This window comes from Tenacibaculum finnmarkense genomovar ulcerans, from assembly GCF_900239495.1.
Classification (GTDB): domain Bacteria; phylum Bacteroidota; class Bacteroidia; order Flavobacteriales; family Flavobacteriaceae; genus Polaribacter; species Polaribacter ulcerans.
Window position 1 is genome coordinate 154950 of record NZ_OENE01000007.1, and the last position, 12246, is coordinate 167195.

Consider the following 12246-nt stretch of genomic DNA (forward strand, 5'->3'; position numbering starts at 1 on the left):
AACTTCTTTCCACAGAAAATTCCAACCAAAAAAAAGCAACCTCATCTTTGAGATTGCTTTTAATTATAAAACAGGCTATAAATTAAAAATAGCGAGCTCATAAAGTATTATTTAACCGTCTTTTTAGCATCGTTTAATAAAATAGGCTTTCCGAATCCTAATTTATTTAAAGGGGCTAATTGTGTTTTGGCATCACCTACAAAAAGCCAAATCATTCTGTTCGGATTGATGTATTTTTTAGCCAAAGCCTGTATTTTTTCAATAGTCATATCAGTAACTATTTTTTCACGGTTTTTAACGTAATCAGTATCTAAATTATAAGCACTAATATTTTGTAACATATTTAATTTAGCACTCATAGTTTCAAAACGTCGGGCGTTACTTTTAATTAAAAACCCTTTGGTAGTCGCCAAATCTTTATCAGAAAAAGTAGTAGGGTAGTCGGTAATTATTTTTTTAACCAATTCTGCCGATTCTAAAGTAACATTACTTCTAACACGACTAAAAATAGTAAACGGACCTGCTGCTTTTGTTCCTGAAAAATAAGAGTAAATACCATAAGTATATCCTTTTCCTTCTCTTAATTCTTGTGTTAATCGAGATGCAAAACTACCACCACCAAGAATATAATTCATTACCGATGCTGGGTAATAATCAGCATCGGTAGCCGCTAAAGCAGGCGCACCAAAACTAATAATAGATTGCTTTGAATTAGGAACATCATAAAAATAAATACTTGATTTTTTTGGCGCTTCAGGAGTTTTATATACAGGAATACGTACTTCTTTAGCAGCCCATTTAGTCGTTAAATCGGTCAAAGGAGCAAGCGCTTTTTCTTTGTTTATAGCCCCAACAATGTGCATTTTAGCAACCGATGGCGAAAAATAGCTTGAATAATATGATTTTAAATCATCTAAAGTTATTTTTTTTACAGAAGCAATACTTCCTAGGGTATTCTTAGAACGGATATTGTCTTTCCCGTAAATCAACTCGTTGTAAATATTTTTGGTAATTGTTGCCGGACTCGCTTCTTGCTGACGTAAATTACCAATTACCGATTTTTTAATCAATTCAAATTCGCTAGCATCCCAACGAGGTTCTAATAGCATTTCGCTAACCAAAGCAATGGTTTTATTGTAGTTTTTAGCCAAAGTAGTACCGCTTATAGTAATGCCTTGTTTCCCTGAATAAAAAGTAATATCGGCACCTAATTCTTCAATAGCTTCTTCTAATTGAGCTACGGTTTTATTTTTTGTACCGTTATTCATTAAACGAGCCGTTAGGTTTGCAACACCTAATAAATTCATGTTTTCTACTAGCTGACCGCCGTCAATAACAATATTAAAACGTACCAAAGGAACTTCACTATTTTCAATTCCAAATACTTTAATGCCGTTTTTTAAGTTGTTTTTCCAAATAGCAGGAACACTTAAAGTAGGTTTTTTTCCGTAAGATGGCTCTGTAGCTCTGTTTATTTTTGAAGGTGTTTTACTGTATTTCGCTGCAATTTTAGCATCGAATTTTTCTTCAGCTCCTGCAACAATTTTTTCTTGTTTTATAACCGCTTCTTTAGCATCTTTTAAGGCTAATTTGGTCATTCCTTTAGGAACAAAACTTGTTGTTACAACATTTTTATCTTTAATATAGGTAGTGTAAACACGCATTACATCTTCTTTACTAACCTTTAAAGTACGTTCAATTTCTTTGTTGATAAGCGCCGGATTTCCTGCATAGGTATTGTAAGATGCTAAATTAGTTCCTTTACCAAGTACGCTCGCCAAGCTGCTGTAAAAATTGGTTTCTAAACCTGCTTTTATACGGTTTAAATCTTTATCAGAAATCCCTTGTTTTTCAAAATTAACGAAAGCCGTAGTAATTCCTTTGTTAATAGCATTCAAATCAACATTATTAAAACCACGAACCGATAATTGTGCTTGCCCTGCTAATTCTGACGACCAATTCCACATGCTTGTGCTAGCGGTAAGTTTTAAACTATCAACTAAAATAGTATTTAAAGGGGCTTTTTTTCCTTGCGATAAATACTGAGTTAATACATCTAAAGCATACGAATCTTCATGGTATAAAGCAACCGTTGGCCAGGCAATTGTTAGCTTTGGTAATTTGGCGAAATTATCTTCAAAATAAAACGATTTTGATGTTTCAAGCTTTCCTGGTTTTTTAGCTAAAGGTGTAATTTTTTCACCTCTTGGAATTTCGTTGAAATATTTATAAACCCATTCTTTAGCTTTTGCAGTGTCAAAATCACCCGATAAAACTAAGGTAGCATTGTTAGGAACATACCATTTTTTGAAAAAGGTTTTTACATCGTTTAAAGTAGCATTTTGCAAGTCTTCTAATGAGCCAATTACCTGCCAGTTGTACGGATGATTTTTCGGGTATAAATTTCGATCAATAATTTGCTGATTAAAACCATACGGACGGTTGTCAACACTTTGACGTTTCTCGTTTTTTACCACTTGTTTTTCTTTGGCTAAAACAGGGTCGGTTACGGTGTTTATAAACCAACCTAATTTATCTGCCTCTGCCCAAATCATTTTTTCTAAAGCATCGTTTGGTACGGTTTGTAAATAATTGGTACGGTCTCTGTTGGTAGATCCGTTAGCACCTGAACCACCAATTTTAGCACTCATTTTGTCTAAGCCTCCTTTTCCTAAATTTTCAGATTCTAAGAATAATAAATGTTCAAATAAATGTGCAAAACCTGTTTTTCCTTCGGTTTCTCTAGCCGAACCTACATGAACCATTAGCTCAACAGCTACCACAGGGTCGGATGTGTCGGTATGTAAAACAACTTGTAAGCCGTTGTCTAATTCAAATTTTTCAAAAGGAACACTTAACGATGAGGTCGGTTTTGAAATGTCTGTTGTGTTATTTGTTGCGTTTTCTTTTGTATCCGAAGCGCAGGTAATAAAAAGCATTGCGGTGGAAAATAAGAGTAGTTTTTTGAACATTATTTAAGGGTTTTTTAGTGTTTTTTTAATGTTTATTAAGGTGATAAAGATACAGCATCTATAAAATGAATTTTGTTAAATAAATGCTAGATTTTAGCAGAAAATAGCACGAAAAAACCCCATCAATTATTGATGAGGTTTCTTTTTAATATAAAAATTATCTAAATTTAGATATAATTTTAAAACTTATCCTAAGAAAGGGTATTTATAATCTGTAGGAGTTACAAATGTTTCTTTTATTAAACGAACAGAAGTCCAACGTAATAAGTTTTGAGCAGAACCTGCTTTATCATTTGTTCCTGAAGATCTTCCTCCACCAAAAGGTTGTTGTCCTACAACAGCACCAGTTGGTTTATCGTTAATATAGAAGTTTCCAGCAGCGTTTTCTAAAGCTTTAGAAGCTTTTTCAACAATGTATCTATCCGTAGAAAAGATAGCACCAGTTAATGCGTATTCAGTAGATTCATCAACTAATTTTAATGAAGCTTCCCATTGATCATCTTCATATACGAAAACAGTCATAACAGGACCAAATAATTCAGTTGTCATAGTTGCATACGTAGGCGATTTAGCTACGATTACAGTAGGCTCAATAAAGTATCCTACCGATTTATCATGGTTTCCACCAATAATAATTTCAGCATCCGCATCCGCTTTTGCAGCGTCAATAAAACTTGCTATTTTATCAAAAGAACCTTCATGAATAACAGCGTTAACAAAGTTGTTAGTGTCTTCAGGAGAACCCATTTTAATTTCAGCAGCTTGCGCAATTAAATGACCTTTAACTTCTTCCCACATAGAAGCAGGAATGTAAGCACGTGAAGCAGCAGAACATTTCTGTCCTTGGTATTCAAAAGAACCTCTAGTTATTGCAGTAGCAACTTGTAAAGGGTTTGATGAGTTGTGAACCCAGATAAAATCTTTTCCACCAGTTTCACCAACAATTCTTGGATATGTTTTGTAAGTATGGATGTTATTTCCAATTTGTTTCCATAAGTTTTTGAAAACATGAGTTGAACCTGTAAAGTGTAATCCAGAGAAATCAGCAGATGCTAATACAGTATCAGAAATCATAACAGGATCACCATATACAACGTTAATTACACCGTCAGGTAAACCAGCTTCTTTAAATAAATCTACAATTACTTGTGCAGAATATGCTTGATGGTCAGATGGCTTCCAAACAACAACGTTACCCATTAAGGCAGCTGCTGCAGGTAAGTTTGCTGCAATAGAAGTAAAGTTAAAAGGAGAAATTGCATATACAAAACCTTCTAAAGGTCTGTACTCAACTCTGTTCCAAATTCCAGGTGCAGAAGCTGGCTGATCTTTAAAGATATCAGTCATATACTGTACATTAAAACGGAAAAAGTCAATCATTTCACATGATGCATCAATTTCAGCTTGGTGTACGTTTTTAGATTGTGCAATCATTGTTGCAGCATTCATTCTTGCTCTATAAGGACCCGCTAATAATTCAGCAGCCTTTAAGAAAATAGAAGCACGCTCAGTCCAACAAGTACTAGACCATTCTTGTCTTGCAGCTAAAGCAGTACTAATAGCAGCATCTACGTGCGATTTATCAGCAGTATGATATTGACCAACCACGTGTTTATGATCGTGTGGAGGTGTAATGTTTTTAGTGTTTCCGGTTCTAACTTCTTCACCATTAATATGCATTGGCACATCAATATTGCTATTATACATCGCTTTGTAAGTAGCTAATAACTCTTCTCTTTCTGCCGATCCAGGAGCGTATCCTTTTACAGGTTCGTTTACTGCCTCTGGAACTTTAAAAAATCCTCTTGCCATTTTAGTATGTTGTTTGTATGTTAAAAAAAATCTTATTTAAAAATGAAAAATAGCATAAAAGCCTTTAATTAGCCGATATAAATTTTTCATAAAGTAAAAGAATCAAAAGATTACTTTACGGAACAAAGTTAACACTTATTTTAATAATTACTAAGTTGTTTTTACGTCTGATTTATCAAAATAATATACCATATATGCAGGGCAATTAAAAATAGTGAATACAATAAGGTAATACCCTATACTTATTTTATGTTAAAAGAAGATTGTTACTGTTTTATTAAAAATTATTTGAAGCAATTTCCCGCTTTCCGCACTCGCTCTTTTTTTGAAGAAAAAATCAAAAAAAGGAGCTCAAACAATTGCTTCAATCGGGGCTAGGCATTTTTGCTTCTTTTTAAAATTGTTACATAAAAAAATGTATAAACGTTTAAAAATACTGTTTTAATAAATACGAAGGTTTTTGAATACTGTTTTTTATTACTTTCGCAATTAAAAAAAGTTATGTATAAAATACGATTGTTGTTTTTATCAATAATTTCGATGTTGTTATTCACAAGTTGTTTTGAGTTTGTAGAAGAAATATCTTTTCATAAAGATGGCTCAGGAACAGCTACATTTACATTAAATTTAAGTAAAAGTAAAACTAAAATAGCGTCTATATTATTATTAGACAGCATAAACGGTTATAAAGTTCCATCGAAAGTAACAATTCAAAAAAAAGTAGCTGTTATTGTAAAAAAAATGAAAACTATTCAAGGGATTCACCAAGTAAAAAACAGCTTAAATTTTGATGATTTTATTGTAAGTATTTCTTGTGATTTTGATACTGCAAAAGCACTTAACAGCGTTTTAGCAACTTTTAGTAATAAAAAAGACGCATTAGCACTGCAAAAAAAACCTCATTTTAAGTACGATAAAATACGTAAAACCTTCATCCGAAGTCATCATTTTAATATCGGAAAAGAGTTTCAGAAAACAAAAATGAAGGATAGAAAAGTTTTTGAAACTGCTAGTTACACCAGTGTGTATCGTTTTGAAACGCCTGTAAAATCGTATTCAAATAAACTTGCTAAAATATCAAAAAGTAAAAAAGCAGTGTTTTTACGAGTAAATGCTCAAGAAATTATCAACAATAAACAAACGATAAAAAATAATATTAAACTACTAAACTAAACGCTAAACTAAACTTGAAAAAATTAAAAACAACCATGAAAAAACTAATTGCTACCCTACTATTTATAAACATATTTGTAGCTTTACAGGCTCAAAAATTAGAAAACAAAATTCCCAATACTTCCGATATTGTAGTCGTTGCCGATGCTGATAATTTATTCAAATTAATAAACATTTCAGAAATAGACAACAGTTTTTTAGGCGAAGAAATGTTAAAAGTTATTAATCGAAAAAGAGAAGATAAAATAAGCTCAGTGGGTGGCGCAGGAATTGCTATAAAATCAAACGCATATTACTTTTTTGAAAGAACTGATAGTATTTCATACCATACATTTTTAGTGAAAATCAACGATAAAGCTCGTTATCAAGCGATGTTGAAATCAAGAGATTTAAAGAAAATTAAAAAAGAACAAGGGTATAGTTATATTCAAAAAAACAGCGAATTAATGCTTTGGAATAATGAGTTTCTTGTTTTTGTAAAAGGTGATAAACACCGTGGGTATTTTAAGCAACATACCGAGCGTTTTGAAAAACTAAAACAAGAAGGACAATCGATGTATGCTGTAAAAAAATCCCTGTCAAAAAAATGGATTTTACAAAAAGGATTTTCAATAGCAACTAATGGTTTATTAACTTCAATTGCGGTAAATCCAAGCTTTCAAAAGGCGAAAAAAAGAAATGCTGTTGCAACACTTTGGGTGCGTAATTATGGCGAATTAATAGCCGATGTAATTGGCTCTTTAGGAAGAGGTTTAAAAACATCAATAGCTTCATTAATGCCTCAAAATGGTGAAAACATTAACGGAATAGAAACGGTAACAGCTAATCTGTTTTTTAATAAAAAAAATGCCAATTTATTATTAGAAATGACTGTTAGCGATGACATGAAAAAATCGTTCAAAAAGATTTATAATCAAAAAATGAACAGCACTCTAATTAATAGTTTTAATCATGATAATGCCTTGGCTTTTTGGAGTGTTTCTATAAATACCGAACAATTATTGCTAGAATACCCAGCAATGGTTGACAAAATGTATGGCGGAATGTTTCCCAAATTTAGTCAAGAAATTAGCCTTGTTGGCGATGTATTATCATTAATTATAGATGAAAAAGCAATGGCAAGCTTAGTTACTGGCGATGCTTTATTTGTATTAAATGGTTTTGAAAAAAAACAGGTATCTTATAAATCATATAAATATGATGACAATTATAAACGTAAAGAAATAACCAAAACAAAAGAAACATTAATGCCCGATTTTACTTTTATGATGGGCTCAAAAGAAGAAAAATTACTAACAAAATTATTCAAATTAGGGCAAAAGCATAAGCTCGTAAAAGGAGTAAAAAATGTTTTTGAATTGGATGTTAAAAAAGCAAAATTACCGTTTAATGTATATGCGGTTATAAAAAATGAGGTGTTTTATATTACAAATTCAAAAGTAAGAGCGGTAAAATTATCGCTAGGAAAAAGAAGTTTTAAAATAAGAAAACACCGCAGGTTAATTAAGAAAAATTCAAGTGTTTTATTTGCCGATGTAAATGCGTTACTTGCTCATTTACCAAAAAAATCATTTCGAAGTACTGAAAGAAAAATGATTGCTTTTTCGAATGATAATATTCAGGATGTTCGTTTTGTGGTTTCAAAAATGAAAGGAAATAAAATAGCATCAAAAGTTGAATTAAATACCAAGGGTAAACAAGAAAATACCTTAAAATTATTGTTTGATTTTATAAATAATGTTGCAAAGTAACGAGATGTTTAAAAAAGTATTATTTGTTATTTTTCTGCTGATTAGCACACTGTTTACCTTCGGATATTTTAAGTATTATCCTAGAGAAAATACGGATGTTAAAATACCTGTTTCTGCGGATGTAATTATTCGTGTAAATTTACGTGAAATAGCATATAATATGTTAAAGGATGTTGTAAAACATCCTTTAACATATTTAAAATCGTCTAAAAAAAATAAGCAAACTAAAGTTGGTTCTTTGTTTGAAAAGCTTAAAATTCCTTCGGATGTTTTTTTTTATAGCAATAACGATATTTTAAAAAATACGTGGGTAAGTACTGTTATTGAAATCAAAAATAAAGCGGATTTATTATCTTTTTTTAATCAAGATAAATTTGTTAAAAAATCACTTGAAAATGCTGTTTATTTCATCAGTAAAAAGACGGTTTATTTTATCAATAATAATCAATTAAGAATTGTTTTTAATATAGATGAAATTACTAAAGTTGAAACGAAACTAAAGATTCTTTTAAATACAAATAATTATTTAAAAGATGAAAATAGCATTGTTCAGAAATTAAAAAACAGCAAAGAACTTATTGCTTTATCAACTAAAACTAACGATTTTTTAGAACTTGGAATTGATGAAAATGAAATATCAATACTTGGAGAATTATCTGAAAAAAACACGCCTTTTTTATCTTCTGAAAACAATATAAATAATGGTTTATTAGCAACTGTTTCAGGGAAAGTAAAAAAATCTTTTTTGAGCGATTATTTAGATAAATCATCAAAAGATAGGTTTGAAAAATTCACAAATTTATCAATCGATAGTCTTCAAAGGCATTGGAATGGTGAATTTAATGCCAATTTAAATGCTTTTATCCAACGAAAAGATAGCGTTGTAACGTATCAATATGATGATGATTTTAATAAAATTGCAAAAACAACGATTAAAAAAACAATAGTCCCTGATGTAAATGTAAGTTTTGGAGGAACTACTATTTTTAATTATTTATCATCAAAAAAAGCACTAAAAAATATTAATGGAAAAAAAATATTGCTTGTAAATCCGTTGTTTAAAACCTATGCTTATCAGCAGGAAAAGAGCTTGTTTTTATCTTCAAAAGATGAATCTAATACTATTTTAAGTAAGCAAAAGAATAAGAAGTTTAATGAGCATACTAAATTTTTGCTTTTTATAGAGGTAGAAAAATATTTAAAAACTCAAGATACTTCTTTAGAAAATTTCACGAAGTATTTAGCTGAAATAAAAACAATAAAGGCAGTCGTTGCTACTAATAATAAGGTGTCGGTTAAAGTTTGTTTTAAAACAAGTGCGCTAAAATCTCTGTATCAAACAATTAAGTGATACCCTGTTTGTAAAATTAGTTTAAAGAAGGGCTTGCGGTTAGTTGAAATCTAGGAATAGTAACGATAAATTCTTCAAGAGTTTCGGTATTAATCATTTTGTAATTTCCTTTCATTGCACCTGTTGTTGATAGTAAAAAACAGTTTGATCGGTATTTAAAAATATCGTTTGGTTTTAAAACAGGAGTTTCGCCAACTACCCCTTTACCCGCTACGTGTTCTGTGTTTTTAAGAGCGTCAATAATAATCCAAAAACGTTCTAAAAGTTGTACGGTGTCGGTAGAATTATTTTCAATAGAAATATAATAACTAAAAGAAAAATATTCAGTTTCCCCTTGGTTAACCACACCATTAAAATTGGTTTCGATTGCTATTTTAATACCCTTGCTTATTTGTTGTAACATAGTTTTATTTTTTTTATTAAGAAGTTTTAATTGATGAACACCAAGTTACCTATTTTGATTAAAGTAACCATTCCCAAGTCCGATAACACGGTGGTAAGTTTCGCCGAAAGGCTTATAATATACGATAACTGTATATTCATTTTCGGTTTGATAGAATGAACCACTTACTTCATTTAGGTTTGTAATTTGCTTGTTACTTAGTGTTACATACTTATAATTATAAAACCCTTGTTTGAATTTAATTGCAGCCTGGTATTGTTCTGAAACCGCATCATATTTCATTTTATTTTCTTCGGATAATTCATAATTATTAAACGCTCCATAAATAAAAACAGCCTTATTTTGATAAGCTTCATAAGCTCCTAACGAAAAATGAACCATAGAATAATCCGCCTCTGTATTGGCATCATTAGCCTCTAAGGTTCTTACGATAAATTGTCCGTTGATATCAGGGTTATAGGTGTACACTTTGTCTGTTCGTTCTTCGTTAAGGTATAAGTAGCTGTGATAGAGTTCTTTTCGTTGTGTTTTAGCAATGCTAAAATTACTGCTACGTAAATGTTTGGTATCAAAATTTAAAAACTCATTGCCTCCCCAAAAATTTGTTTGAAGCGTATGGTTGTAAATAAGCTGTTGTTGTTTTATAAATTTTGGTTGAATATTATATCGAACCGTATTCCAATTATGGTTTTGTAATAAGGCGATATTAATTTCTTGCTGCGCATTATTTATACTTAAATTTTGATGATTTACCGTAAATTGTACCGTTTGTTTTTGATTGTTTGATTTCGCTTCTCGGCTTCTAAAAACAGCTACGCCAACGGTTGTAATATCTTGATAAAAAACACAGCGTCTTGTAAATACTAGGTCATAATTTTCATCTAAAATAGAAATTAAATAATTTCCACTTTTTGTGATGATGGTGTTTTGATTAGGAATATCAACCGTATAATGTGTGTAGGGCTGTAAAGTATTAAATGAATTACTTGTGTTTATAATTTCATTTTGATCAAACCCCTCAATATATTGACTAGAAGTTAAATTACTAGGTTTCCAATCATAGGTCATGTGTTCAATTTTATACTGATATTCTTTATTATCAGCCTCTAAATCATCAAAAGATAAGGTTAAAACACTTCCTAAACGCACAATTGCCGAAAACTGATTTTTGCTGTGTTTTGGGCGCAATTGAATTGTGTTGATGTTTTGGGCACTAACAACAAAATGAAGGGCACTAAATAAGAAGCTTAATAGGTATTTTATCATGAATGCAAAGGTATCAAAATATAAACCAACGCTACTTATTTATTTAGAACAAATATAAATAGCTAATTATTCAAAAGATATAAATATAAATACTTACTCGAAAAAATCAAAACCTGTAAATTTGTTTTTTTTTAGAAAATCAATTTAACCAGTTCAGTTCCTATGTCAAAAGACATCCGTATTAAGAAAGGCTTGGACATCAAGCTCGTTGGCGAAGCAGCGCAAATAACTACCGAACTTCCGTTAGGTGGTGTGTTTGCAATTCAGCCAGATGATTTTCACGGCGTTATTCCAAAAATTTTAGCAAAACAAGGTACCGAAGTAAAGGCGGGTCAAGCACTTTTTTATTCAAAAAGTGATGAACGCATTTTATTTCCAAGTCCTGTTAGTGGTAAAATTTCAGAAATCGTTCGTGGAGCCAGAAGAAAAGTTTTAGCAATTAAAATCACTGCTGATGCACAGCAGGAGTACAAAGATTTTGGTAAAAAAGATGTTGATGCAATGTCTGGCGAAGAAGTGAAAACTCACTTGTTTGCTTCAGGTTGTTGGCCATTTGTAAAACAGCGTCCGTATGACGTGATTGCAGATCCGAATCAAGCACCTAAATCAATTTTTGTATCTGCCTATGCAAGTGCACCTTTAGCAGCCGATTATGATTACGCCTTAAAAGGTAAAGAAGCTGAATTACAAACTGCATTAACTGCTTTAACAAAATTAACAGCAGGTAAAGTACACGTTTCTGTAGCAAAAAAATCAACATCATCTCCTTTTAAAGGAATGAAAGGTGTTGAATTGCACAACGTATCTGGACCGCACCCTGTTGGTAATGTGAGTACGCAAATTGCACAAATAGATCCTATTAATAAAGGGGAAGTTGTGTGGGTTGTTACACCTCAAGATTTAGTAGTTATCGGTGAGTTGTTACTAACTGGTAAATTTAATGCAAAGCGCACTATTGCTTTAGCAGGATCTAAATTCAGCAAACCTCAATATGTTACTGCTTTGGCAGGAGCAAATATTGGAGATCTTGTAAAAGGAAATTTAGACGCTGATAATGCACGTGTAATTAGCGGAAACGTATTAAGCGGTGTTCAGGTTGATACAGCAGGATATTTAGGATACTATCAAAACATAGTAACTGCAATTCCTGAAGGTGATGATTATGAATTTTTCGGTTGGAATAAACCTGTTTTTAACAAGGTTTCTACCTCAAGAGCATTTACGTTCTCTTGGTTAAATCCGAAGAAAAAATACGACTTAAATACTAATACAAATGGTGAACACAGGGCATTTGTGGTTACAGGATCGTATGAAGAAGTATTTCCGTTGGATATTTTTCCGATGCAATTATTAAAATCTTGTAAATACAAAGACCTTGACGAAATGGAAGGGTTAGGTGCTTACGAAATTGCACCAGAAGATTTCGCTTTAACAGAATTTATTTGTGTGTCTAAACAACCTCACCAGAAAATAATTCGTGAAGGATTAGATTTAATGAGAGAAGAATTAGGATAAGAT

Annotated in this window: 8 protein-coding genes; 4 read left to right on the forward strand and 4 right to left on the reverse strand. The window is 31.4% G+C overall.

Annotated elements, in window-relative coordinates; all coding sequences use genetic code 11:
- Positions 1-107 precede the first annotated feature (107 nt).
- A complete protein-coding gene (locus DPIF8902391_RS03160) occupies positions 108-2972 on the reverse strand; it encodes a M16 family metallopeptidase (protein WP_239779716.1) in 2865 nt (954 codons plus the stop codon).
- A gap of 186 nt (positions 2973-3158) precedes the next feature.
- Complete coding sequence (gene pruA, locus DPIF8902391_RS03165; protein ID WP_172505021.1) at positions 3159-4784, reverse strand: L-glutamate gamma-semialdehyde dehydrogenase; 1626 nt, start codon at positions 4782-4784, stop codon at positions 3159-3161.
- Between the two features lie 501 nt (positions 4785-5285).
- Here pruA and DPIF8902391_RS03170 point away from each other — a divergent pair.
- The 3 genes from DPIF8902391_RS03170 to DPIF8902391_RS03180 are packed head-to-tail and all read left to right on the forward strand — an operon-like array spanning position 5286 to position 9059.
- Positions 5286-5957 (forward strand): hypothetical protein, encoded by a 672-nt coding sequence (locus DPIF8902391_RS03170; protein WP_172505022.1) that lies wholly within the window; start codon positions 5286-5288, stop codon positions 5955-5957.
- A gap of 35 nt (positions 5958-5992) precedes the next feature.
- Positions 5993-7708, forward strand: coding sequence for a hypothetical protein (locus DPIF8902391_RS03175; RefSeq protein WP_172505023.1), 1716 nt, complete (start codon positions 5993-5995; stop codon positions 7706-7708).
- Complete coding sequence (locus DPIF8902391_RS03180; RefSeq protein ID WP_172505024.1) at positions 7695-9059, forward strand: hypothetical protein; 1365 nt, start codon at positions 7695-7697, stop codon at positions 9057-9059. Before DPIF8902391_RS03175 ends, DPIF8902391_RS03180 begins: the two co-directional genes overlap by 14 nt.
- Before the next feature lie 16 nt (positions 9060-9075).
- Here the strand turns inward: DPIF8902391_RS03180 and apaG are convergent, their stop codons facing one another.
- Together apaG and DPIF8902391_RS03190 are read right to left on the reverse strand one after the other, a co-directional pair.
- Positions 9076-9462 (reverse strand): Co2+/Mg2+ efflux protein ApaG, encoded by a 387-nt coding sequence (gene apaG / locus DPIF8902391_RS03185; protein WP_058886088.1) that lies wholly within the window; start codon positions 9460-9462, stop codon positions 9076-9078.
- Positions 9463-9507: 45 nt separating this feature from the next.
- Positions 9508-10728 (reverse strand): type IX secretion system plug protein, encoded by a 1221-nt coding sequence (locus tag DPIF8902391_RS03190; protein WP_058886087.1) that lies wholly within the window; start codon positions 10726-10728, stop codon positions 9508-9510.
- Between the two features lie 162 nt (positions 10729-10890).
- Between DPIF8902391_RS03190 and DPIF8902391_RS03195 the strand changes: the two genes are divergently transcribed.
- Positions 10891-12243, forward strand: coding sequence for a Na(+)-translocating NADH-quinone reductase subunit A (locus DPIF8902391_RS03195; RefSeq protein WP_058886086.1), 1353 nt, complete (start codon positions 10891-10893; stop codon positions 12241-12243).
- Positions 12244-12246: the final 3 nt, after the last annotated feature.